22 protein-coding genes are annotated in these 21,628 nt (G+C 72.4%); 12 read left to right on the plus strand and 10 right to left on the minus strand.

Annotated elements, in window-relative coordinates; translation table 11 throughout:
* Nucleotides 1–30: 30 nt before the first annotated feature.
* A complete protein-coding gene (locus ACJ8AN_RS12780; protein WP_407755591.1) occupies nt 31–696 on the minus strand; it encodes a phosphoribosyltransferase in 666 nt (221 codons plus the stop codon).
* Nucleotides 697–717: 21 nt separating this feature from the next.
* On the minus strand, nt 718–1,167 hold the full coding sequence (locus ACJ8AN_RS12785; RefSeq protein WP_407755592.1) for a thioredoxin family protein: 450 nt from the start codon (nt 1,165–1,167) through the stop codon (nt 718–720).
* A gap of 254 nt (nt 1,168–1,421) precedes the next feature.
* Here ACJ8AN_RS12785 and ACJ8AN_RS12790 point away from each other — a divergent pair, with 254 nt between their 5' ends.
* Nucleotides 1,422–2,720 (plus strand): universal stress protein, encoded by a 1,299-nt coding sequence (locus tag ACJ8AN_RS12790; protein ID WP_407755593.1) that lies wholly within the window; start codon nt 1,422–1,424, stop codon nt 2,718–2,720.
* Between the two features lie 3 nt (nt 2,721–2,723).
* On the opposite strand, the gene ACJ8AN_RS12795 is transcribed toward ACJ8AN_RS12790, so the two are convergent.
* Together ACJ8AN_RS12795 and ACJ8AN_RS12800 are read right to left on the minus strand one after the other, a co-directional pair.
* Complete coding sequence (locus tag ACJ8AN_RS12795) at nt 2,724–3,383, minus strand: metallophosphoesterase (RefSeq protein ID WP_407755594.1); 660 nt, start codon at nt 3,381–3,383, stop codon at nt 2,724–2,726.
* Between the two features lie 13 nt (nt 3,384–3,396).
* On the minus strand, nt 3,397–4,386 hold the full coding sequence (locus ACJ8AN_RS12800) for a lysophospholipid acyltransferase family protein (protein WP_407755595.1): 990 nt from the start codon (nt 4,384–4,386) through the stop codon (nt 3,397–3,399).
* A gap of 95 nt (nt 4,387–4,481) precedes the next feature.
* Here ACJ8AN_RS12800 and ACJ8AN_RS12805 point away from each other — a divergent pair, with 95 nt between their 5' ends.
* Both ACJ8AN_RS12805 and ACJ8AN_RS12810 read left to right on the plus strand, forming a co-directional pair.
* On the plus strand, nt 4,482–7,226 hold the full coding sequence (locus ACJ8AN_RS12805) for a M1 family metallopeptidase (protein ID WP_407755596.1): 2,745 nt from the start codon (nt 4,482–4,484) through the stop codon (nt 7,224–7,226).
* A gap of 149 nt (nt 7,227–7,375) precedes the next feature.
* Complete coding sequence (locus ACJ8AN_RS12810; protein WP_407755597.1) at nt 7,376–7,612, plus strand: hypothetical protein; 237 nt, start codon at nt 7,376–7,378, stop codon at nt 7,610–7,612.
* Between the two features lie 27 nt (nt 7,613–7,639).
* Here ACJ8AN_RS12810 and ACJ8AN_RS12815 read toward each other — a convergent pair whose 3' ends face one another.
* Nucleotides 7,640–8,389, minus strand: coding sequence for an enoyl-CoA hydratase (locus tag ACJ8AN_RS12815; RefSeq protein ID WP_407755598.1), 750 nt, complete (start codon nt 8,387–8,389; stop codon nt 7,640–7,642).
* A 144-nt stretch (nt 8,390–8,533) separates the two neighbouring features.
* On the opposite strand from ACJ8AN_RS12815, the gene ACJ8AN_RS12820 reads away from it, so the two are divergent.
* Nucleotides 8,534–9,226 (plus strand): DUF1361 domain-containing protein, encoded by a 693-nt coding sequence (locus ACJ8AN_RS12820; protein WP_407755599.1) that lies wholly within the window; start codon nt 8,534–8,536, stop codon nt 9,224–9,226.
* A gap of 243 nt (nt 9,227–9,469) precedes the next feature.
* Here the strand turns inward: ACJ8AN_RS12820 and ACJ8AN_RS12825 are convergent, their stop codons facing one another.
* Nucleotides 9,470–10,384, minus strand: coding sequence for a ribose-phosphate diphosphokinase (locus tag ACJ8AN_RS12825; RefSeq protein ID WP_407755600.1), 915 nt, complete (start codon nt 10,382–10,384; stop codon nt 9,470–9,472).
* Between the two features lie 186 nt (nt 10,385–10,570).
* Here ACJ8AN_RS12825 and ACJ8AN_RS12830 point away from each other — a divergent pair, with 186 nt between their 5' ends.
* From ACJ8AN_RS12830 to orn, 4 genes are all read left to right on the plus strand, one after another.
* Nucleotides 10,571–11,266, plus strand: a complete 696-nt coding sequence (locus ACJ8AN_RS12830; RefSeq protein WP_407755601.1) for a phosphoribosyltransferase — start codon at nt 10,571–10,573, stop codon at nt 11,264–11,266.
* Nucleotides 11,267–11,285: 19 nt separating this feature from the next.
* Nucleotides 11,286–11,960 carry a dienelactone hydrolase family protein gene (locus tag ACJ8AN_RS12835; RefSeq protein ID WP_407755602.1) on the plus strand — a complete coding sequence of 225 codons (675 nt, stop codon included), beginning with the start codon at nt 11,286–11,288 and terminating at the stop codon, nt 11,958–11,960.
* A 5-nt stretch (nt 11,961–11,965) separates the two neighbouring features.
* Complete coding sequence (locus ACJ8AN_RS12840; protein WP_407755603.1) at nt 11,966–13,240, plus strand: bifunctional alpha/beta hydrolase/OsmC family protein; 1,275 nt, start codon at nt 11,966–11,968, stop codon at nt 13,238–13,240.
* Nucleotides 13,241–13,309: 69 nt separating this feature from the next.
* Complete coding sequence (gene orn, locus ACJ8AN_RS12845) at nt 13,310–13,870, plus strand: oligoribonuclease (RefSeq protein WP_407755604.1); 561 nt, start codon at nt 13,310–13,312, stop codon at nt 13,868–13,870.
* 21 nt (nt 13,871–13,891) lie between these two features.
* Here the strand turns inward: orn and ACJ8AN_RS12850 are convergent, their stop codons facing one another.
* The 3 genes from ACJ8AN_RS12850 to ACJ8AN_RS12860 all read right to left on the minus strand — a co-directional run bounded on the left by ACJ8AN_RS12850 (nt 13,892) and on the right by ACJ8AN_RS12860 (nt 17,428).
* Nucleotides 13,892–14,248 (minus strand): PleD family two-component system response regulator, encoded by a 357-nt coding sequence (locus ACJ8AN_RS12850; protein WP_407755605.1) that lies wholly within the window; start codon nt 14,246–14,248, stop codon nt 13,892–13,894.
* Nucleotides 14,245–15,774: an RAD55 family ATPase gene (locus tag ACJ8AN_RS12855; RefSeq protein ID WP_407755606.1), complete on the minus strand. Its 1,530-nt coding sequence runs from the start codon at nt 15,772–15,774 to the stop codon at nt 14,245–14,247. Before ACJ8AN_RS12855 ends, ACJ8AN_RS12850 begins: the two co-directional genes overlap by 4 nt.
* Nucleotides 15,775–15,880: 106 nt before the next feature.
* Nucleotides 15,881–17,428 carry a class I adenylate-forming enzyme family protein gene (locus ACJ8AN_RS12860; RefSeq protein ID WP_407755607.1) on the minus strand — a complete coding sequence of 516 codons (1,548 nt, stop codon included), beginning with the start codon at nt 17,426–17,428 and terminating at the stop codon, nt 15,881–15,883.
* Nucleotides 17,429–17,523: 95 nt separating this feature from the next.
* Between ACJ8AN_RS12860 and ACJ8AN_RS12865 the strand changes: the two genes are divergently transcribed.
* The 4 genes from ACJ8AN_RS12865 (at nt 17,524) to ACJ8AN_RS12880 (ending at nt 19,958) form a co-directional block, all read left to right on the plus strand.
* Complete coding sequence (locus ACJ8AN_RS12865; protein WP_407755608.1) at nt 17,524–17,742, plus strand: DUF3185 family protein; 219 nt, start codon at nt 17,524–17,526, stop codon at nt 17,740–17,742.
* Between the two features lie 142 nt (nt 17,743–17,884).
* Nucleotides 17,885–18,955, plus strand: a complete 1,071-nt coding sequence (locus ACJ8AN_RS12870; RefSeq protein WP_407755609.1) for a GRAS family protein — start codon at nt 17,885–17,887, stop codon at nt 18,953–18,955.
* Nucleotides 18,956–19,447 carry a CinA family protein gene (locus tag ACJ8AN_RS12875; protein WP_407755610.1) on the plus strand — a complete coding sequence of 164 codons (492 nt, stop codon included), beginning with the start codon at nt 18,956–18,958 and terminating at the stop codon, nt 19,445–19,447.
* Nucleotides 19,448–19,568: 121 nt separating this feature from the next.
* Nucleotides 19,569–19,958, plus strand: coding sequence for an STAS/SEC14 domain-containing protein (locus ACJ8AN_RS12880; RefSeq protein WP_407755611.1), 390 nt, complete (start codon nt 19,569–19,571; stop codon nt 19,956–19,958).
* Nucleotides 19,959–20,000: 42 nt separating this feature from the next.
* On the opposite strand, the gene ACJ8AN_RS12885 is transcribed toward ACJ8AN_RS12880, so the two are convergent.
* Nucleotides 20,001–21,566: a S8 family peptidase gene (locus tag ACJ8AN_RS12885; protein ID WP_407755612.1), complete on the minus strand. Its 1,566-nt coding sequence runs from the start codon at nt 21,564–21,566 to the stop codon at nt 20,001–20,003.
* Nucleotides 21,567–21,628: the final 62 nt, after the last annotated feature.

A 21,628-nucleotide genomic window follows, 5' to 3' on the forward strand; every position in this document is an offset into this window, starting at 1 on the left:
CCTCTCCCGGAGGGCGAGGGGTGATTGCTCTCACGGGGCCGGGGAGGCTCCGAGGTTGTGCGACTCCATCAGCAGCGCGAGCACCTCCTCGTCGTCCACCTGGTGGAAGTCCTCGTACCACGCGCCCACCGAGCCCAGCATGTCCGGCTCCTGCACCGTCACCACCTCGTCCACCTCCTCGTGGCGCAGCGCGTCCGCCATCTCCGACGCCGCCACCGGCACCGCGAGCACCAGCTTCCGTGGCCCCCGTGCTCGCACCGTCCGGGCCGCCGCCCTCGCCGTTCCTCCCGTCGCCAGTCCGTCGTCCACCAGGAGGACCGTGCGGCCCCGCAGCTCCGGCAGTGGCATCCCGCCCCGGTACAGCCGCACCCGCCTCGCCAGCTCGCGTGCCTCCTGCCGCGCCACCGCTCGCACGTCGTCTTCCTTCAGGTCCGCGTACTCCAGCACGTCGGCATTCACATACATCGCCCCGCCCTCGGCGATGGCCCCCATCCCCAGCTCCGGCCTCCACGGCACGCCCAGCTTGCGCACCACGAGCACCTCCAGCGGCACCCCCAGCCCCATCGCCAGCTCGTAGCCCACCGGCACCCCGCCTCGCGGCAGCGCCAGCACCACCGGGGCCTCGCCCCACATGTTTCCCAGGCGCTCGGCCAGCATCCGCCCCGCCTCGCCCCGGTCCCGGAATCGCATCCTCATGCTCGTCCCTCCTCGCGCCCCTCAGGCCGAGGCCCAGGGTCCTCCTCCCTGTGCGGCCGACAGCGCCCAGCGCTCCAGCTCCGGCTGCGGCATCAGTCCGCTGCGGCGCGCCACCTCGCGGCCGCCGGAGAAGACGACGAAGGTGGGAATGCCCCGCACGCCGAGCTGACTGGAGGCCTGGGGATTCGCATCGGTGTTCAGCTTGAGCACGAGGAGCTTGCCGGCCTGCGCATGGCCCACGGCGGCGAGGATGGGCGCGGCGGCGCGGCACGGGCCGCACCAGGGTGCCCACAGGTCCAGCAGCACGGGCACCGGCGAGGCCTTCACGGCCCGCCACAGGTCCTCCCCCTCTACCTCCTGGGGTGCACCCGACAGGTCGAGCGCCCGCTGGCACCGGCCACAGGTGGGCTGGCCGGGGGGATGGGGCTCGCGCACGCGGTTGAAGGCGCCACACGACGCGCAGCGGAACATGGAAACCTCCAGGGGCTCTTCGGGTGAAGGTAGCGATGCGGGCCCTCGCGAGCCCGGGGCCGGGTGCCCGTGCGCTCCAGGAGCGGGCGCGCAGGCTTTGCGGTGGGCTCCGTCGCGCATGCGGCTTTTGCGGGGCGTGGGGGCGCGCGATTCATCCCGTCGGCAGGCGGGGGCTGGCTAGAGTGCGCGGCACGAGATGTGAACCGATCTTTTCAATGACCTGGCCCCCCGAGGGCCCGCGCGCTGGAGCCGCCATGACGATCCTCTGTGCCACCCATTTCTCGGACGCCGCGCAGCGAGCGGCCACGGCCGCCGCGGAGCTGGCGCGCAAGCTGGACGAGCCCCTCTTCCTGGTGCACGTGCTGCCGGGCGACCTGGCGCGCGCCTTCGGCCAGACGCTGCAGGACACGGCGGCCTCGGCGCTGCAGGACGAGGTGCGGCGGTTGGAGAAGCTGGGCGCGCGGGTGAGCCACCAGCTGCTCACGGGCGAGCCGGCCGAGGAGCTGACGCGCTTCGCCTCGGAGAAGGGGGCGGGGCTGGTGGTGACGGCGGGGCCCACGAGCGCCTCGCCCTTCCTGGGCGTGGGCGGCACGGTGGACCGGCTGGCCACGGCGCTCACGGTGCCGCTGCTGGTGGTGCGCGAGGCGGGGCCCTTCGAGGCGTGGGTGGCGGGGAAGCGGCCGCTGAAGGTGATGCTGGGCGTGGACCGCTCGCTGCCCTTCGAGGCGGCGCGCGACTGGCTGCGCGCGCTGCGGCGCTACGGGCAGGTGGAGGTGGTGGCCGGCCGCATCTACTGGCCGCACGAGGAGTACCAGCGCATGGGCCTGGCGCACCCCAATGCCTTCCAGGACGTGACGCCGGAGCTGCGGCGCTCGCTGGAGCAGGAGGTGCGCTCGCTGGTGGCGCCGCTGGAGGGGCAGGGCCAGCCGCCGGTGCGGCTGCGGGTGGAGTCCGGGGTGGGGCGCATCGCGGACCACCTGGTGGCGCTGGCGGCGGACGAGAAGGTGGACGTGCTGGTGGTGGGCACGCACCAGCGGCGGGCGCTCGGCAAGCTGTGGAGCGTGTCGCACCACGCGCTGCGGCTGGCGAGGATGTCGGTGGCGAGCGTGCCGGTGGGCGTGGCGGCGCGGGGGGCCTCGGTGCCCATTCCTCCGCTGCGCTCGGTGCTGGTGGCCACGGACTTCTCCGACTGGGCCAACCGGGCCATTCCGTATGCCTTCTCGCTGCTGCCCAACGGCGGCACGGTGTACCTGGTGACGGTGGGCGAGGGCGCGCAGATGACGGAGACCGAGCGCGACCTGCGCCAGCGCATGCACCAGCTGGTGCCGCGGGAGGCGGATGCGAACGGGCGCAAGGTGCAGGTGGAGGTGCTGGTGGGCCAGGACGTGGCGGACACGCTGCTGCGGGCCGCGCAGCGCTTCGGCGCGGATGTCATCTGCCTGGGCACGCACGGGCGCACCGGGCTGAGGACGCCGCCGATGGGCTCGGTGGCCAAGGCGGTGATGGCGCGCGCGGACCGGCCCGTGATGGTGGTGCGCCCGCCCGAGGGGTGAGCCTCACAGCCCCATGTACGCGCGCCGGGCCTTCACCGAGTAGAAGCGGCCCTCGGGCAGCACGTACGCGGTGAGGCGCTGGCCGTACACGCAGCCCGAGTCCAGGCCGATGGCGTGCGGGTATTGCTGCACGCCCCGCAGCGCGTCGTGGCCGAAGATGACGAGCTCCGGGCCCTTCCACAGGCTTCCCCACGGCGCGCCCCCGTCCATCTTCTTCGAGGGCTCTCCCCTGGGGGTGATGCTGCGCAGGTTGAGCAGCAGCTCCGGCTTCTGCTCCTCCAGCGGGACGCCGGGCACGAAGCCCCCGTGCACCACGCGCACGTTGAGCTCGGGGAAGTGCCGGTGCAGGGGCAGCGACTCCAGCCAGGCCCAGTCCTCGGCCTCGAGCGTGTCCAGCACCTGCCGGTGCTCGGGCTTGAGCTTCTTGCCCTCGGGCTGCTTCCCCGCGTGCCAGCGCAGCACGTGCTCGTCGTGGTTGCCGCGCACCGCCAGGAAGCCGAGCTCCCTCGCCCGGCGCACCACGCCCGCCGAGTCCGGCCCCTTCGCCACGAGGTCTCCCACCAGCACCACCCGGTCTCCCCGGCGGTAGCCGCACTCGCGCAGCAGCGCGTCGAGCTCCTCCGCGCAGCCGTGCACGTCTCCGATGAAGAGGGTTCGCGTCATCGCTCTCGTGGGTTCAACCCTGGGGGGCGGCCGAGCCTTCCGGAGGCGGCTGCACCTTCCAGCGCCGGTGCAGCCACAGCCACTGGTCCGGGTAGCGCCGCACGTACTGCTCCAGCACCGCCGTCACCGCCGCCGTGTGCGCCGTGAGGGCGTCCTGCTCTCCCGCGACCTGGGGCGGGGCGATGGCTTCCGACACCTCCAGCCACATCTTCCGGCCGCTCGGGTCGCGGATGCCCATCACCACGAACACCGGGCAGCCCGAGCGCTGCGCCACCACCGCCATGGCCGGCGTGGTGGACGCGGGCCGGCCGAAGAAGGGCGGGAACACCGCCGCCTTCGCCGGCAGCGACTGGTCCAGCAGCATCAGCACCGTCTCGCCCAGCTTCACCGCCTCCAGCGCCTGGGCGATGGCGCCCTTGGGGTAGATGAGGCCCGCGCCCGCGGAGATGCGGTTGTCGACAATGCGGTTGTTGAGCGCGCCCTTGAGCGGCCGCACCAGCGCGTTGAGGGGAATCCCCCGGCGCAGCAGCATCTTCCCCGCGCGCTCCCAGTTGCCGAAGTGCGCCGTCACCAGCAGCGCGCCCTGGCCCCTGGCGATGTTGGCCTTGAGCGCCTCCCAGCCCGGGCCACGCACCTCGGGCTCCTCCCACGCGGGCTCGAGGTGGTCCTTCGCGTCGATGGACTCGAGCACCACGCGCGCCATGGTGATGTAGGCCCCGAGGGCAATGGCCCGCCGCTCGGCCTCGCTCTTCTCCGGGTAGGCGTGCGCGAGGTTCTCCAGGGCCACGTGGAGGCGGATGCCCAGGGTGTACGCCAGCCAGCCCACGAAGCGGGCGAGCGCATCGCGCAGGGAGGCGGGCAGCGCGCACACCGCGTCCATCAGCCGGTTGGCGAGCCACCCCATGAGCGGAGACGGACGCTCACCGAGCACCTGGGTGAGGCGGGCGGGGGGCAGCGGGAGGGGAAGGCGGGGGGACTCGGGAGCGGGCACGGGGAGGGACACGGCGGCGCACTCCACCTGGAAGCGGGATGGCAGGCAAGGGGGCTCCCACTGGCCGTCGCTACCCTGCCCGCCCGTCCTGGGCTAGACCCCCGGCCATGCCCAAGACGAACCGACGTGCTTCGTTCGCCCTGCTCGCCGCCCTGACGGCCTGCGGCGCCCGCCAGCCCGTGCCCACTCCAGACTCCGCGAGCGCTCCCGCGGCCCAGGCCCAGGCGACTCCGGCCCCCGCGGCCCGGCCCGCGCCCGTCTCTCCCACGCTGCGCCTGCCTGGCCAGGTGCGCCCCACCTCCTACGCCGTCGAGCTCACCGTCGACCCCTCCAAGCCTGGCTTCCAGGGCGTGGTGGACATCGACCTGGACGTGAAGGAGGCCACCGACGCCGTGTGGCTGCTCGGCCATGGCGTCACGGTGAAGGAGGCCGTGCTCACCGTGGGCGGCGCGCCCGTGGCCGTCACCCAGACGAAGGGCCAGGGGGACTTCCTCGGCTTCATCCCCGAGCGCACGCTGCTGCCCGGCGCCGCGCACCTGCGGCTCGTCTACGAGGGCACGCTCTCCGAGCGCGAGACGAGCGGGCCCTTCCGCGCCCAGGACGGCGGGGACTGGTACGCGTACACCCAGTTCGAGCCGCTCGGCGCGCGGCGCGCCTTCCCGTGCTTCGACGAGCCGGGCTTCAAGGTGCCCTGGCAGCTCACCTTCCACGTGCCCGCGGGCAACGTGGCCGTCACCAACTCGCCGCTGGTGAACGAGGAGCCGGGCGCCGGGGGCACCACCACGTACCGCTTCGCGCGCACCCAGCCGCTGCCCAGCTACCTCATCGCCTTCGGCGTGGGCCCCTTCGACTTCCTCGAGGCCAGGCCCTCGGGCGAGAAGGCGGTGCGCACCCGCATCATCACCCCCAAGGGCCGCGCGGTGGAGGGCACCTACGCGGCGAAGGTGACGCCGGAGATTCTCGGCCACCTGGAGAAGTACTTCGGCATTCCCTACCCGTACGAGAAGCTGGACGTGTTCGCCGTGCCGCTCTTCGGGGGCGCCATGGAGCACCCGGGCCTGGTGACGTTCAACACGGGGCTCATCCTCTCCAAGCCCGCCGAGGACTCCATCGGCCGGCAGCGCCGCTTCTACAACGTGCAGATGCACGAGCTGGCGCACCAGTGGTTCGGCGACCTCGTCACCATGGCGTGGTGGGACGACCTGTGGCTCAACGAGGCCTTCGCCTCCTGGGCCACGCCGCGCCTCGTCGAGGGCGCGCAGCCCACGTGGGACGCCCCCATCGAGCGCGTGCGCGAGCGCTCGTACGCGCTGGGCTCCGACAGCCTGTTGTCGGCGCGCCGCATCCGCCAGCCGATTGAGAGCGAGGACGACGTCCTCAACGCCTTCGATGGCATCACCTACGGGAAGGGCTCGACGGTGCTGGCCATGACGGAGAGCTGGCTGGGCCGCGACGTCTTCCAGCGCGGCGTGCAGCGCCACCTGCGCGCCCACGCCTTCGGCAACGCCACCGCGAAGGACTTCCTCGACGCCCTGTCCGCCGAGGCGGGCCAGGACGTGTCCGGCGTGCTGGGCTCCTTCCTGGACCAGGGCGGCGCGCCGCTCGTGAGCGCGCGGCTGGACTGCTCGGGCAAGGTGCCCACGGTGAAGCTGTCGCAGAGCCGCTTCCTGCCGGTGGGCTCGGCGGCGGACGCGAAGCAGACGTGGAAGGTGCCGCTGTGCGTGCGCTACGGCTCGGGCAACGTGTCCGGCCGCGCCTGCACCGTCCTGCAGGGCGAGACGGCCGAGCTGCCTCTCCCCGAGGCGAAGGGCTGCCCCACCTGGCTGCTGCCCAACGCGGACGGCGCCGGTTACTACCGCACCTCGCTGGACGCGCAGATGCTGGGCCGGCTGCTGTCCACGGAGAGCCACCACCTCTCGCGCGCCGAGCGCGTGGCGCTGCTCGGGGACGTGCAGGCGCTGGTGAGCGCCGGGACGATGGCGGCCTCGGACGCGCTGGGCCTCCTGCCGGGGCTGGCGGGGGAGAAGGACAGACAGGTGTTCCAGGCGTCGCTGGAGCTGGTGGGCCTGCTGCGGCCCACGGTGCTCTCCGACGCGCGCCGCGCCGACCGCGAGCGCTTCCTGCGCGACACCTACGGGGCGCGGGCCCGGGCGCTGGGCTTCACCCCGCGCGCCAACGAGGACGAGGACACCCGGCTGCTGCGGCCCACGCTGCTGCGGATTGCCGGCGAGCAGGGCGGGGACCCGAAGCTGGTGGCCGAGGCGCTCAAGCTGACGGAGAAGTGGGTGGGCGACAGCAAGGCCATTGCCCCGGAGCTGGTGGGCACCACGCTGGGCATCGCCGCCTCGCATGGGGACGCGGCCCTGTACGGCAAGCTGATGGCGGCCCTGCGCTCGGAGAAGGAGCGCAAGAAGCGCGAGCAGCTCACCGACGCGCTGGGCGGCTTCAACGACCCGGCGCTGGTGCGCGAGAACCTGAAGCTGGTGCTGGACCCGGGCACGGACGTGCGCGAGGTGGGCTGGCTGCTCTTCCGGGCCGGCTTCGATGTGCGCACGCGCGACGTGGCCTTCGCCTTCGTGAAGGAGAACTACGACGCGCTCGCCGCGCGGCTGCCCGAGGAGGGCGTGGAGGGGCTGGCGTTGTCGGCCGTCTCCTACTGCGACCCCGTGCACCGCCAGGAGGCCGCCGCCTTCTTCACCGAGCGCATGGCGCGCGCTCCCGGCGGCCCGCGCACGCTCGCCCAGGTGCTCGAGAGCGTGGACCTGTGCATCGCCTTCAAGGCGGCCCAGGGCACCTCCCTCGAGTCCTTCCTCGCCTCGCCGAAGAAGCTGCCGGCGCCCTCGGGCCGCTGAGCGCTGTCGCTCGTCCGACAATCGGGGCTTTCCGGGTTTTGGGTGGAAAACAGATTCTCCAGCCAGAGCCCGGTTGCCTTGACCGTCCGGGAGGGGACCCCTAGCCTTTGACCGGCAATCACGGCTGCGGTTTCCCCGCGGAGGCGACGATGGCGCACGAGAAGGACGACGGCCTGACTCCCCTGGTGAATCCCCACTCGTCCCCCTCGGACGAGCCGGGCGCGAGCGACGGGGCTTCGCGGCCGAGCCGTCCGCGCTCGCCCCCCCGGGTGTGGCCGCCGATGTCGCCCGGGGACATGGGGCGGGTGGTGCGGCGGCTGAAGCTGTCGGCCGAGCGCGTGAGGGAAGCGGCCTCGGAGGCGGTGCTGCTGGAAGGCGCGGCCTGAGGCGCGGCCCGGGCTGCTTCGTCCGGGCTACTTCTTCTTGGAGAGGAAGGCGTTGAAGGCCTCGCGGGCCTCGGCCGAGCCGAGCCGCTGGACGAACTCCTTGCCCTCGCGCGCGAGGGCCTCGTCCACGGTGGCGCGCAGGGGCTCGCGCAGCAGGCGCTTGGTGAGGCGCAGGGACTCCACGGGTTTGGCGGCGAGCGCGGCGGCGCGCTTTTGCACCACCTCGGGGAGGCTGGCGTCGGGCACCACCTGGTTGACGAGGCCGGCGCGCAGGGCGGTGGCCGCGTCGAAGGGGTCGCCGAACAGGAGCAGCTCGGAGGCGAGCGCCATGCCGGCCACGCGGGGCAGCAGCACGCTGGAGGCGCCCTCGGGGCACAGGCCCAGGTTGATGAAGGGCATGCTGAAGACAGCGCGCTCGGAGGCCACCACGTAGTCGCAGTGCAGGAGCATGGTGGTGCCGATGCCCACCGCCACGCCGTCCACGCCGGCCACCACGGGGCGGGACAGGTGCGCGAGCGCGCGCAGGTAGCGGAACACGGGGCTGGTTTCGCCGGTGGGCGGGTGCTCGAGGAAGTCCTTGAGGTCGTTCCCGGCGGTGAAGGTGCTGCCGGCGCCGGTGAGGACGACGACGCGCACGGCCTCGTTCTGGTCGGCGTCGAGCAGGGCGCGGGCGGCCGCGTCGTACATGTCGCCGGTGAAGGCGTTCTTCTTCTGCGGCCGGTTGAAGGTGAGGGTGAGGACCCCGGCTTCCAGGTTCGAGAGGAGCGTGTCGGACATGGCGGGGGAGCTTAGCGGGAGGAAGGGGGAATGGCCCGGGGCTTGCTCTGTTCCTCGGTGGGAGGCCTTCTGGCCCTGACGACGTGGCTCCCGGGCCACACCTCCCGGTGTCACCTTGACCCGTCCACACCCGCGATGAATGCCATGAAGACACTTCCGCGCTCCCGTCTCCTGTCGCTCCTGCATCACCATGGGCTGTTGCCGGCGCTACTGGGCAGCGCGGTGGCGGTGGTGCTGCTGCACCTGCGGCTGGAGTGGAGCGGGAGGACGAGCTTCGTCTTCCTGGTGTGGAACCTGTTCCTGGCGTGGGTGCCGTACGGGCTGGCGCTGGGGGCGGGGGTGGTGCACGCGCGAGGGCGGGGGAGGTGGTGGAACCTGCTGCCGCTGGGTGGGGCGTGGCTGCTGGCGTTCCCGAACGCGCCGTACCTGCTCACGGACTTCATCCACCTGAAGCCGAGGCCGGGCGTGCCGATGTGGTTCGACGCGGCGCTGCTGGCGAGCTTCGCGGCGACGGGGTGGCTGCTGGGGTTGTTGTCGCTGGAGGTGTGGAAGCGGCTGTTGGAGGAGCGGTGGGGGAGGGCGGTGGCGTGGGGAGGGGTGCTGGCGGCGTCGGTGCTGTGCGGCTACGGCATCTACCTGGGGCGCTTCGAGCGGTGGAACAGCTGGAACGTGGTGAACCGGCCGCGCTCGTTGTTGGAGACGGTGGTGGACCACGTGCGCGAGCCGCTGGCGTACGAGTGGCTGGTGGGGACGACGGCGGTGTTCGCGGGGCTGGTGCTGCTCTCGTACCTCATGTTCGAGAGCCTGAGGCAGCGGCGCGAGCGGGCGGGCGCGTGAATCGCCCCGGAGCAGGTTCGCCCCTGGGGAGAAGACGATGAGCCGACGGGATGCGGCCGAAGAACCCGCCCGGCCCGACGGCTGCACTGAAGGACGCCGTGGCGAGGCTGAGTGCGAGAACAATCCCCCATCGAATGAGCCGTGCGTGAAGTAGGCGCGGAGCCCTCCCCGGTCGCGTTTCGTGCGGACTGGTACGACCATCGGACCAGTTGCGGGAAAACGCGCCCGGGAGGTCCTCCCGCGTCAGCGCCGCTCGCCGGTGACGCGGCGGATGGCGTCGGCGATGAGCGGGGCGAGGCTCACCACCTCGTGGTGGAAGGGCAGTCCCGTGCGCGGCACCACGCTGTCGCTGGAGATGAGGCGGCGCACGGGCACCTGGCTCAGCCGCTCCACCGCTGGGCCCACCAGCAGCGCGTGCGTGGCCACCACGGTGATGTCATCGGCGCTGCCCGCCTCCAGCACCGCCTCCGCCGTCGCCGCGATGGTGCCCGCCGTGGAGATGAGGTCGTCCACGATGATGGGCCGCAGCCCGCGCACCTCGCCCACCAGGCCCCGCACGTTCACCTCGGAGCCGCTCGTGCGCCGCTTGTGCACGATGGCCAGCGGCAGCCCCCACTGGCGCGCGTAGCGCTCGGCGAGCTTCACCGCGCCCAGGTCCGGGGACACCACCACCGCGCCCGGGCCCGCGTGGGGGCGGGCGGCCTCGGCCAGCAGGTGGGCCGCGTCCAGGTGCTCCAGCGGCATGGCGAAGCAGCCCTCCAGCGAGGGCGTGTGCAGGTTCACCGCCACCAGGCGCTCGAAGTGCCCGCGCTCCAGCAGGTCCGCCACCAGCTTGCCGCCGAGCGCCTCGCCGGGCGTGGCGCGCCGGTCCTGCCGCGCGTAGCCGAAGTAGGGCAGCACCGCCATGAGCCGCGCCGCGCCGCCGCGCCAGCACGCGTCGGCCATCATCAGCAGCTCCAGCAGGTTCTCGCCCACCGGGGGCACGGTGGATTGAATCAGGCACACGGTGCGCCCGCGCACGTCCTCCTGGAGCTCCACGTGCAGCTCGCCATCGGGGAAGCGCTCGATGTGGCACTTGCCGAGGGAGCGCTCGAGCTCCCGGGCGAGGGCTTCACCCAGTGGGCGGTTGGCGGTGCCGCTGAAGACGGTCAGGTCCATGGTCCCCTCCGCGGCCCCGGGGGGCCGGGGCGGGGTGCTCGCATCATCCCTCATTCCGGGGGGGAGAGGGCATGGAGGGTGGTGCACCCGTGCCGAGTGGGTGGCCGGGCCCTCGGTGGGGCGTCGGGAGCCAATGGCTCGCGCCGTGCTTCTCCTAGAGGGAGACCCATGCCCCGGGGGGGACCCATGCGCTTTCGAGACAGGACGGACGCGGGCCGGCAGCTGGCGGCCCTGTTGACGCACTACCGGGCCGAGTCGCCGCTGGTGCTCGGTCTGCCACGGGGAGGCATTCCCGTGGCCTACGAGGTCGCCCGGACGCTCGAGGCGCCGCTGGACGTGTGGGTGGTGCGCAAGGTGGGGGCGCCGGGGCAGCCGGAGCTGGGGCTGGGCGCGGTGGCCGAGGGCGGGGCGCTCTTCCTGGACCGGGGGATGATGCGCTCGCTGGGCTTCTCGGAGACGGTGGTGATGCAGACGGCCGAGCGGGAGGCGGAGGAGGTGACGGCCCGCGTGGCGCGCTTCCGGGGTGCGCATCCCGCGCCGCGGCTCGAGGGGCGCACGGTCATCCTGGTGGACGACGGCGTGGCGACGGGCGGCACGGTGCGCGCGGCCATCCGGGCGTTGAGGGAGCGGCGGCCGGGAAGAATCGTCCTCGCGGTGCCGGTGGGGGCGGTGGAGTCGCTGGACGCGTTGCGCCCCGAGGTGGACGAGCTCGTCTGCGCGCACCCGGCCGAGTTCATGATGGCGGTGGGCGAGTTCTACGACGACTTCAGCCAGACGTCGGACGAGGAGGTGCAGGAGCTGCTGGGGCGGGCGCGCGGGCAGCACCTGGAGCCGGGCAGTCCCGAGGCGGCGATGAACGCCGGGGACGGCTGGTGGGTTTGAGCAGCGGAGGAGGAGCGACATGGCGGTGGAGCGGGAATTCGAGGTGCTGGCGGGGCAGGTGAGGCTGGGCGGGACGCTCGCGGTACCGGACGGGGCGCAGGGGCTGGTCCTCTTCGCGCACGGCAGTGGGAGCAGCCGGCACAGCCCGCGCAACCGCTCCGTGGCGTACTCGCTGCGGATGGCGGGGGTGGGGACGCTGCTGTTCGATTTGCTGACGGAGGACGAGGAGGCGGAGGACGAGGTGACGGCGGCGCTGCGCTTCGACATCGACTTCCTGGCGAGGCGCCTGGGGGAGGTGACGGACTGGGTGTTCCGGCATCCGGAGCTGCGGCGGATGCGGGTGGGCTACTTCGGCTCGAGCACGGGGGCGGCGGCGGCGCTGGTGGCGGCGGCGGACCGGCCGGAGGCGATTGGCGCGGTGGTGTCGAGGGGTGGGAGGCCGGACCTGGCGGGAGGCGCGCTGGAGCGGGTGCGGGCGCCGACGCTGCTCATCGTGGGCGGGGCGGACGACATCGTGCTGGACCTGAACCAGGACGCGCTGGAGCAGCTGGGCGGGCCCCGGTCGCTGGAGGTGATACCGGGGGCGACGCACCTGTTCTCGGAGCCGGGGGCGCTGGAGCGGGTGGCGGCGCTGGCGGGGGACTGGTTCGTGCGCTTCCTCGGAGGCTCGCCGCAGCTCGAGACGAGACCCTGAGGCCCATGGAGACCCGTACCGAGAGAGTGACGTTCCAGGGCGCCGGCGGCCGGAGGCTGGAGGCGAGGTTGGACCTGCCGGCGCGAAAGCCGGTGGCCTACGTGCTGTTCGCGCACTGCTTCACGTGCGGGGGAGACCTCTTCCCGGCGAAGGCCATCAGCGAGGCGCTGGCGGGGCACGGGCTGGCGGTGCTGCGCTTCGACTTCACGGAGGCGGGCGGAGCGGGGCCCACGGTGCACGACTTCTCGGACGTGGAGGACGTGCTGGCGGCGGTGCAGCACCTGCGCACCACGCGCGAGGCGCCGCGGCTGCTGCTGGGGCACAGCCTGGGGGGCACGGCGGTGCTGCACGCGGCGCTCGAGGTGCCCGAGGCGAGGGCGGTGGCGACGCTCGGAGCGCCCTTCGCGTCGGGAGATGTGCACGGGCTGCTGGCGCCGGTGTTGAAGGAGGCGAGGGCGCGGGGCGAGGCGAGGGTGGCGCTGGGGAACGGAGCGCTGCGCCTCTCGCGGCGCTTCCTGGACGCGCTCACCGAGTCACCGATGGAGGAGCTGATTCAGGGCCTGGGCCGGGCGCTGCTGGTGCTGCACGGGACGGGGGACGGGGTGGTGGGCCTGGGGAGCGCGCAGCGGTTCTACGCGGCGGCGAGGGAGCCCAAGAGCATCGTGGCGCTGGAGGGAGCGGACCACCTGTTGAGCCGGCCGGAGGACGCGCGCTTCGCGGCGGCGGTGTTGGGGGCGTGGGCGGGGAGGTACGTGGGCTCGGGGGAGGTGGAGGCGCAGCGCGAGGCGGGGCCGGAGCTGTCGCAGGGCGTGGTGGAGGTGCACGAGGCGGGCGAGGGCCCCTTCGCCCAGGACATCCGGGTGGGCCGGCACCGGCTGCGCGCGGACGAGCCGGCGCAGTACGGAGGAGGAGACACGGGCCCCTCGCCCTACGGGCTGCTGGCGGCGGCGCTGGGGGCGTGCACGGCGATGACGCTGCGCCTGTACGCGAACGACAAGGGGTGGCCGCTGGAGCACGTGTCGGTGCGGCTGAGGCACTCGAAGGTGCACGCCGAGGACTGTAGCCACTGCGAGACGAAGGAGGGGAAGGTGGACCGCATCGACCGGACGGTGATGCTGGAGGGCCCGCTGAGCACGGAGCAGCGGCAGCGGCTGGTGCGGATGGCGGACCGTTGCCCGGTGCACCGGACGATGGAGTCGGAAATCGACGTGCACACGTTCCTGGAGGAAGACAGTGCCTCCACTCCCTCTCCCACCGGGAGAGGATCCCCCCCTCGTTAGAGGGGGGCAAGCCCCCCGGGGTGAGGGTATCCGCCCCCGTTCTGAAAACCCGGGTACACTGAGAGCCCCATGCCGGCACCCACTTCCCCACCGTGTTTCATCTGGCTCGACCTGGAGATGACGGGGCTCGACCCCGACGAGTCCGCGATCATCGAGATTGGCGTCATCATCACGGGACCGGACCTGGTGCCGAAGGCGGAGGTGGAGCGCGTCATCTGGCAGCCGGACGAGGTGCTGGCGCGGATGGAGCCGGTGGTGAAGGACATGCACACGCGCAACGGGCTCATCAAGCGGGTGCGCGAGTCGCAGACGTCCCTGCGGGTGGCCGAGCGGGATGTGACGGCGCTGGTGGCGCAGCACTGCGCGCTGGGCGAGGGCGTGCTGTGCGGCAACTCCATCCACACGGACCGGCGCTTCCTGGTGAAGTACATGCCGATGCTCGACCGCTACCTGCACTACCGGCAGGTGGACGTGACGAGCATCAAGGTGCTGGGCAACGCGTGGTTCCCGGACATGGTGCCGATGAAGAAGACGTCCTCGGGGCACACGGCGCTGGCGGATCTGCGCGCGAGCATCGCCGAGCTCACGCACTACCGCGCGCACCTGTTCCGCGCGCCCACGGGCGGGTAGGGGCCCGGTGGGCCGCGTCCCTCAGTGCGGCTTGTTGAGCTCCGCGGACACGGTGTCCAACAAGTCATCCAGCTCGAAGGGCTTGGCGAGGAAGCGGCTGCCCTGCAGCTCCGACTTGGACACCCGCCCGGCGCTCATCACCACCACGGGAATGGCGCGCAGGTCCGGGTCCTCCTTCAGCCGGCGCAGCATCTCCTGGCCGTCCATCACCGGCATCATCAAGTCGAGCAGGATGAGGTCCGGCCGCGCCTTGTGCACGTGCTCCAGGCCCTCGGCGCCGTTGGCGGCCGTGGCCACGTCGTAGCCCTCCACCGAGAGGATGTCCGTGAGGGCTTCGAGGATGGCCACCTCGTCGTCCACGATGAGGAGCTTGCTCATGCGCGGCTCCGTCGCCGGGAGGGCATGAGCCGCTCCGCTTTCTTGCGCCGCGAGCGCTTGGGCTTCTTCACGTCCAGGGGCCGGGCCTGGCCGGTGAGGATGGCCTCGGCGCTCTCGAAGGTCTCGGCCACGTCGATGCCTCGCGACGAGATGGAGAATACACGCAACGCCGGCTCGTAGTCGCTCTCGCGCATCTTGAGGATGGACAGCATCCGGTACAGCTGGGAGCGCAGCTCCACATACCGGAGGAACACGATGTTGTCGACGATGGCTTCCAGGCCCTCCAGCTTCGCCTCCAGCCGGGGTCCGAAGAGCACGTTGGTCTGCAAGGTCATCAGCGAGGTGACGCCGCGCGAGCGCAGCGCGTTGGTGAGCGCGGTGAGGAAGCCGGCCGTGCGCCGGGTGCCCATCGTCTCCTGGACCAGTGGCTCCAGTCCATCGATGACGAGCCGGCGCACCCGGTGTCTGTCCACCAGGCCCAGCAGCTCGTGCGCCAGGGCGTCCGCCAGCGGCTCCACCGCCGCGCGCGTCTCCAGCACCAGCCGGCCCGACTGCACCCACGGCAACAGCTCCAGCCCCACCCCGGCGGCCTTCGCCACCAGCCGGGGGCCCGTCTCCATGAAGCCGAAGTAGAGCCCGGGCTCGCCCTGGCGCGCGCCGGCCTCCAGGAAGTGCAGCCCCAGCAGCGTCTTGCCGCTGCCCGGCGGGCCGAACAGCATGGTGGCCGAGTGCGGCTGCACCCCGCCCCCCATCATCTCGTCCAGCCGCTCCAGGCCGAAGCCCCGCCGCCCCGCCTCCGGTGTGTCCTGGGGCGGGTGCGCGTAGAGCGCCTCCAGGCGCGGGTGGATGCACACCCCGGTGTCGTTGATTTCGAAGGTGTGCTGGCCGGTGAGCTGCGGCTCGCCGCGCAGCTTCGTCACCTCCGCGGCGCGCACCGCCTTGAGCCCCTGCAGCCGCATCTCCAGCACCAGCACCCCGTCCACCATGGCGAACTGGGGGTCGGACGCGCTCTCCTGCTGGTTGGTGAGCACCAGCGTGGTGCAGCCGGCCAGCGCGTTGTGCACCCCCAGCGAGTGGAGGAACTCGCGGAACACCAACGCCGAGCCGGCGCTCTCCTGGATCGGCAGCAGCCCGTCCACCACCAGCACCGTGGCATGGTGCTCGCGCACCGAGTGGTAGAGCAGCCGCGCCAGCCCCTCGAGCCCCTCGCTCTTGAGCGTGGCGTAGCCACTCACGTAGTGCAGCGACTGGCCGATGACGTCGCGCCGGAAGAAGTGCATGCGCTGCAGGTGCGTCATCATCCGCCCGTGCGACTCGGTGAGCAGGGTGACGAACACGGCCCGGCCCCCGCCCGTCACGTGCGAGAAGCACAGCTGGTTGCCGAGGATGGTCTTCCCCGTGCCGGGCGCACCGGTGACCATGTACGTGCCACCGTGAATCCACCCGCCATTCAAGATGGTGTCCAGCCCCGAGGACCCCGTCGATACCCGGCGGGCAGGCTCCTCGGACAGCTCGGCTTCGTTCACGCTCGCCGCTCCTCTCGCCCATGGGACACTACCGGCCCTTCTTACGCCCCGAGGAGAATTCCGTTGCGAGTGTCTGAAGGTGCCCGAACGTTCAGGGGACTGTTGGCTACTGCACGGAAGGGGGGGAAGGGAGTCGCTCGCGCAGCAGGTGCTTCTGCACCTTGCCGAGCGCGTTGCGGGGCAGGGCATCCACGAAGACGACGCGGCGGGGCTTCTTGAAGCTGGCCAGTCTGTCTTTGCACCACTCCACCAGGGCCTGGGGCTCGGGCGCGGGCGAGCGGGGGACGACGACGGCCACCACCTGCTCGCCGAAGTCCGGGTCCGGCAGGCCGAGCACCGCCACCTCGGCGACGCCCGGGTGGCTGGCGAGCACCTCCTCCACCTCGCGCGGGTAGACGTTGAAGCCGCCGCTGATGATGAGCTCGCGTGCGCGGCCGGTAATCTGGAAGTAGCCGTCCGCGTCCCGCAGGCCGAGGTCCCCGGTGCGGAACCAGCCCTCGGAGTCGAAGGCCTCGGCGGTGGCGTCCGGGCGCTGCCAGTAGCCAGCGAAGACGTGGGGGCCGCGCACCTCGATTTCACCCGTCTCGCCAGCGGCCAGGGGCTGGCGGGTGCGCACGTCCACCACGCGCGCCTCCTGGCCGGGGTAGGGCAAGCCCACGGTGCCGGGGCGCCGCTCGCCCTCGTAGGGGTTGGTGGTGTTCATGATGGTTTCCGTCATGCCGTAGCGCTCGAGGATGCGCTGGCCGAACGTCTCCTCCACGTCGTGGAAGAGCTGGGGGCTGAGGGGCGCGGAGCCGGAGACGAGCAGGCGCAGCGGGCGCGGACGCACGCCGGTGCGGCGGGCCTCCTCGACGAGCCGGCTATACATGGTGGGCACGCCGAAGAACATCGTCAGCGAGGGCTCGTCGCGCAGGGCGGAGAGCACCTCGGGGGCGGCGAAGCGGCGGCGCAGCTCCACGCTGCCCCCCGAGTAGAGCGTGCCGTGCAGGCCCACCATGAGGCCATGGGTGTGGAAGAGGGGCAGGGTGAGCAGGAGCCTGTCCTGGGCGGTCCAACGCCAGGCCTCGGTGACGGCGCGCACGTTGGCGAGCACGTTGCGGTGCAGCAGCATGGCGCCCTTGGAGCGGCCGGTGGTGCCGGAGGTGTAGCCGAGCACCGCGAGCTGCTCGCCCTGGGGCAGCGGGAGGGAGACCGAGGCGTCGCCCTCGGCGAGGAGGGCGTCGAAGCCGACGCAGGGCCAGGGCACGGGAGCGGTGGGAGGCTCCACGGTGACGAGCCACTCGAGCGCGGGGAGCTGCTCTTTCAGGGGGACGAGCTCGGCGGCCCCCGCGGCCCCGGTGACGCACACGCGCGCCCCGGCGTCCGAGAGGATGTGGCCGAGCTCCACCATGCGGTACTGCGTGTTGACGAGGACGACGACGCCCCCGGCGGACCAGGTGCCCAGGTAGGCGAGGACGAAGGCGGGGCTGTTCTCCAGGAAGAGGGCCACGCGCTCGCCGGGCCTCAACCCGCGGCGCTGGAGGGCGCTGGCGAAGGCGGCCACCTGGGTGGCGAGCTGTCCGGCGGTGAAGCGCTGCTGCTCGAAGTCCAGGACGGGCCAGGCGGGGGACTGCCGGGCGCGGGTGAGGAAGGTCTCGAGGAGGGAGGTCGCCATGCGCGCGGAAGCTACCCCCCGGGCGCCCGTTCCGCACTAACCTGCGCGCCGCGCCGGGAGGTCCCGGCCGTTGCACACCACCGAGAGGAAACGCCGTGGGAATCGCCCGCATCCTGGGATTCGTGCTCGTCGTCGCTGGCTCCATGCTCCTGGTGAGCGCCTACCGCGCCACCGGCTCCTTCTCCGAGCGCGCGCTGGAGAAGGTCACCGGCCGCTATTCCGACCGCACCCAGCGCGACCTCATCCTCGGTGGCGCGGGCGTGGCGGGCGGCGTGCTGCTCATCGCCTTTGGCGGTGGGCGCCGGCGCCGCTAACACGCCTCCGCGTCACAGCTCCCGCGCTCCTCCTCCAACCCCGCCGGGATCCAAAGAAGACTCCATCAATCAATTCGCTCACGGGGCCCTGGCCTTACCGTGATGCCGGGAGGTGGGAGACGTGCGCTCGGAGAAATTTGCGGTGTTGTCACGTGCTCTGGAGGAGCTTGAGGAGGGCCGGTCGTCGGCGGCCCGTCGTTCGCTGGCGGCGCTCACGCGCCTGCTGGACATCGACGCGGTGGACGAGGACATGCAGTATTTCCTCTTCGCCACGGCGCTCGCCCGGCGGCTGGGGGTGGGCGAGGCCCAGCAGATGAACCTCTACCTGCGGCGCTTCGAGCTGCCGCAAATCTCCCTCTTCAACCTGGTGGCCGAGCGGCTACCCATGGTGGGCCTGGCGGGCCGCATCGCCAATGACGTGGTGTGCCGGCTGCTGTCGGGGCACGAGGAGGCCTCGCTGCTGGACGTGGGCCTGGGCACGGGGCGGCAGGAGCTGGCGCTGCTGCGGACGTTGGCGGCCCAGGGCGCGGCGCCCCGGCACCTCACGGTGGTGGGCGTGGAGCCCGACGTGAACAGCCTGCGCCAGGCGGAGGCGGGCCTCACGGACACGGCGCGCGAGCTCGGCATCTCCCTGCGCTTCCGGGGCATCCCCAAGGTCATCGAGGCGCTCGACGAGGAGGACTGGGCCCTGCTGCGCGGCTGCCCCGGGCCTCGCGTGGTGCACGCGGCCTTCGCCCTGCACCACATGGCCGCGGGCGTGGACCGGCAGGACGTGTTCCACCGGATGCGCGCCGTGGAGCCCGCCGCCGTGGTGCTGTGCGAGCCCCACTCGGACCATGTCACCGACTCGCTCACCGAGCGCTTCCGCAACGTGTGGCACCACTTCTCCCACAACTTCCAACTGGTGGACGAGCTGGGCCTGCCCGCGCGCGAGCGCAACGGCATCAAGCTCTTCTTCGGCCGCGAGCTGGAGGACATCCTCGGCGCGGTGGACGACAGCCAGCGCTACGAGCGGCACGAGCGGGTGGAGACGTGGCTCGAGCGGCTGCGCCGGGCGGGCTTCTCCCTGGCGCCGGGCCGGCTGCTCGAGGGCACCTGGTCCTTCCCCCACCCCTCGGTGCACATCCGCCGGGGAGAGGGGTACGTCGGCGTGGGCTACCGTGAGGAGCTGCTGGTGCCCGTCATCTGTGCCACCGCGGAACCGAGAGGGTGAATGGAGTCTGGACTGGAAGAGCGGGCGCGCCGCGTGCTGGAGGCCTGCCGTCGCGCGGGCGTCCGGCTGGCGCTGGCCGAGGCCAGCTGCGGAGGCCTGGTGTCCGCGTGCCTCACCGACATTCCCGGCGCCTCGGCCGTGGTGGAGCGCGGCTTCGTGCCCTACTCCAACGGGGCGAAGGCGGAGCTGCTCGGCGTGCCGGTGCCGTTGATGGTGGCCCACGGGGCCGTCAGCGAGGAAGTCTCTCGCGCGCTGGCCGAGGGCGCCCTGGCCCACTCGCCCGCGGACCTGGCGCTCGGGGAGACGGGGATTGCCGGCCCGTCGGGAGGCTCGGAGGCCAAGCCGGTGGGGCTCGTGCACCTCGCGGTGGCCCGGCGGGGCGGCTCCGTCGTGCACGAGCGCCACGTCTTCACCGGGGACCGGGCCGCCATCCGCCGGGCCACGGCGGCGCGGTGCCTGGAGTTGCTACTCTCCGTGGTGGAGAGAGGCTGACTACCTGACAGCTCGACGAGCGTGCTGGCACTCCAGTTGGAAGGCCATGACAGACTTCCGCATTCCCCAGACCCGCTTCTTTCCCCCCGCCGTGTGTTCCCCGCACGGAAGGAGAGTGCTCGTGTACAGGATTGACGTCGACAAGCAGCATGCGGTCATCGAGCTCGTCCTGGATGGGCTCATCCGGCGCGACGAGATGGTGACGTTCGTCGAGGAGTTGAAGGCCGCCACGCTCGGGCTCGCCGGGCGCGAGGTGAAGGTCAAGGCGGACATGCGCACCTTCCGTCCCACCTCGCCGGAGGTGGCGGAGATGCTCCGGGACGTGCAGCAGTTCGGGCTGCACAACGGGGTGAAGCGGGTGGCGGAGATGGTGGAGAGCCAGCTGGCGGTGCTGCAGCTCAACCGGGTGGCGCGCGAGAGCGGGACGGACAAGATTCTGCGCCGCTTCACCGACGACGACGCCGCGAGGCACTGGCTGCTCCACGGCGACGAGCAGGTAATCTCCGCCTGAGTCAACGCCCTCTCCCGAAGAAGGGAGAGGGGAAGTGCCCACTCAGCGCGAGAGCAGCGCGGGGATGGCGGTGCGCAGGTCGGGCTGCGAGCCGATGCGCCAGGTGCTCGGGGCCTGCGGCGTGCCGGTGGCGCGCAGCAGCTCGCGCAGGGCGCGCGGCTCGAGGGCGCCCAGGCCCACGGCGTGGGCGATGCCCTGGAGGTCCGCCACCGCGCCCACCACGATGGGGGCGGCGCTCGAGGTGCCGCTGAAGGTGGCCGTGTACGCGCGATTCTCTCCCGCGGCGGACAGGTCGCCGTAGCCGAGCGTCACTACCTTCTCGCCCCAGGCGTGCACGTCCACGCGGCCGCCGTGGTTCGTCCAGCACATGGGCGCGTGCGTGGTGGCGGTGCTGGCGCCCACGAAGATGGCGCCCGAGTCACGCGCCGTCCGATCAAAGGCGCCGTGGTAGCCCGGGTCATCCAGGTCCACGCCGCCGTTGCCGGCGGCCTCCACCACGTGCACGCCGTTGGCGGTGGCCTGGGCGATGGCGTCGAAGTTGGCCGCCCAGTACTCCAGGGGGATTTCATTGCACTGGCTGGTGTTGCAGGTGCAGTCGCGCGCGGTGCGGGGCCCCTTGGCCTGCAGCTGCAGCAGCACCACGCCACCCCGGCCCGCCGCGAGCGACGCGCGGGTGATGGCGCTCGCGATGCTCTGGCCGGCGATGCCCTCGTTGCCCACCTGCGCCCCGTGGGCGATGCCGGTGACGCCGTGGCCGTTGGCCTGGCCCACCATCACGCCCATCACCGCGGTGCCGTGGTTGCGCCAGCCCGCGTCGCCGTACTGCACGCCGCCCATGTAGAAGAAGCGGGGCAGGTCCTCGTGCGAGTCGTTCCAGGCCCCTTCCACGTCCACGATGTTCACGCCCGTGCCCGTGCCGCCCGGCAGCCTCCAGGCGTAGCGCGCGTCGATGCCGCCGGGGGCCGCGTCCAGGTAGCCCTGCCGCGCCTCGAAGTCCGCGGACGGGGCCGCGTCCGCCTCGGAGCTACGGCCGAAGAAGGCCGGCTCGGTGGCCGCCTCGGCGTAGGCGATCTCCACGCTGTCGAGCGCGTTGAGCTTCATCACCAGCTCGTTCACGTCCTGTGCGAGCGTGCCGGGCCGCAACGGCACCTCGAAGTACAGGTCCAGGTCCGCCATCTCCTTGCCGGAGCGCTCCTCGGCGAGGCGCTTGTGCTCGGCCAGGGTGAGCTCGTCCTGGCGGAAGAGCCGCCCCGCCGGGCCCATGCGCGGCACCAGCGCCAACACCCTCAGCGCGGACACCAGGTCCTTGCGCACCTTGTTCTCCGACAGCCCGAGGCGCGCCAGGCGGCCGTGCTCGGCCTTGCTACGCTCGCTCGCCAGCACCTGGATGAGGCCGCCGCGCAGACGCACCCGGGTGCCCTCGTGGAACTTCACCACCAGTCGCTGCACCGGCGTCTCCGGCTCGAGCTCGGGGCTGGTGGGCTTCACGGTGGACAGCCGCGGCTCCAGCACCAGGACGCCACTGGCCCGGGCGGCGGGCGCCGCCAGCAGGCACAGGCCCATCATCAGGGTGCGAGTCACGCGGGTTTTCAGAGAAGTGGCCTTCATCGTCCATCCTTCCTACGAGTGGAGGGGGGGGGAGGTACGGCCATGACGGCGGGCTACGAGCG

The organism is Archangium sp. (assembly GCF_045802675.1).
Taxonomy (GTDB): Bacteria; Myxococcota; Myxococcia; order Myxococcales; family Myxococcaceae; genus Archangium.

Excerpts from the sequence above, each read along its gene's own strand:
- ACJ8AN_RS12780 (WP_407755591.1), bottom strand. The coding sequence starts at position 696 with ATGAGGATGCGATTCCGGGACCGGGGCGAGGCGGGGCGGATGCTGGCC.
- ACJ8AN_RS12785 (WP_407755592.1), bottom strand. The coding sequence starts at position 1,167 with ATGTTCCGCTGCGCGTCGTGTGGCGCCTTCAACCGCGTGCGCGAGCCC.
- ACJ8AN_RS12790 (WP_407755593.1), top strand. The coding sequence starts at position 1,422 with ATGACGATCCTCTGTGCCACCCATTTCTCGGACGCCGCGCAGCGAGCG.
- ACJ8AN_RS12795 (WP_407755594.1), bottom strand. The coding sequence starts at position 3,383 with ATGACGCGAACCCTCTTCATCGGAGACGTGCACGGCTGCGCGGAGGAG.
- ACJ8AN_RS12805 (WP_407755596.1), top strand. The coding sequence starts at position 4,482 with ATGCCCAAGACGAACCGACGTGCTTCGTTCGCCCTGCTCGCCGCCCTG.
- ACJ8AN_RS12810 (WP_407755597.1), top strand. The coding sequence starts at position 7,376 with ATGGCGCACGAGAAGGACGACGGCCTGACTCCCCTGGTGAATCCCCAC.
- ACJ8AN_RS12815 (WP_407755598.1), bottom strand. The coding sequence starts at position 8,389 with ATGTCCGACACGCTCCTCTCGAACCTGGAAGCCGGGGTCCTCACCCTC.
- ACJ8AN_RS12820 (WP_407755599.1), top strand. The coding sequence starts at position 8,534 with ATGAAGACACTTCCGCGCTCCCGTCTCCTGTCGCTCCTGCATCACCAT.
- ACJ8AN_RS12825 (WP_407755600.1), bottom strand. The coding sequence starts at position 10,384 with ATGGACCTGACCGTCTTCAGCGGCACCGCCAACCGCCCACTGGGTGAA.
- ACJ8AN_RS12830 (WP_407755601.1), top strand. The coding sequence starts at position 10,571 with ATGCGCTTTCGAGACAGGACGGACGCGGGCCGGCAGCTGGCGGCCCTG.
- ACJ8AN_RS12835 (WP_407755602.1), top strand. The coding sequence starts at position 11,286 with ATGGCGGTGGAGCGGGAATTCGAGGTGCTGGCGGGGCAGGTGAGGCTG.
- ACJ8AN_RS12840 (WP_407755603.1), top strand. The coding sequence starts at position 11,966 with ATGGAGACCCGTACCGAGAGAGTGACGTTCCAGGGCGCCGGCGGCCGG.
- orn (WP_407755604.1), top strand. The coding sequence starts at position 13,310 with ATGCCGGCACCCACTTCCCCACCGTGTTTCATCTGGCTCGACCTGGAG.
- ACJ8AN_RS12850 (WP_407755605.1), bottom strand. The coding sequence starts at position 14,248 with ATGAGCAAGCTCCTCATCGTGGACGACGAGGTGGCCATCCTCGAAGCC.
- ACJ8AN_RS12860 (WP_407755607.1), bottom strand. The coding sequence starts at position 17,428 with ATGGCGACCTCCCTCCTCGAGACCTTCCTCACCCGCGCCCGGCAGTCC.
- ACJ8AN_RS12875 (WP_407755610.1), top strand. The coding sequence starts at position 18,956 with ATGGAGTCTGGACTGGAAGAGCGGGCGCGCCGCGTGCTGGAGGCCTGC.
- ACJ8AN_RS12885 (WP_407755612.1), bottom strand. The coding sequence starts at position 21,566 with ATGAAGGCCACTTCTCTGAAAACCCGCGTGACTCGCACCCTGATGATG.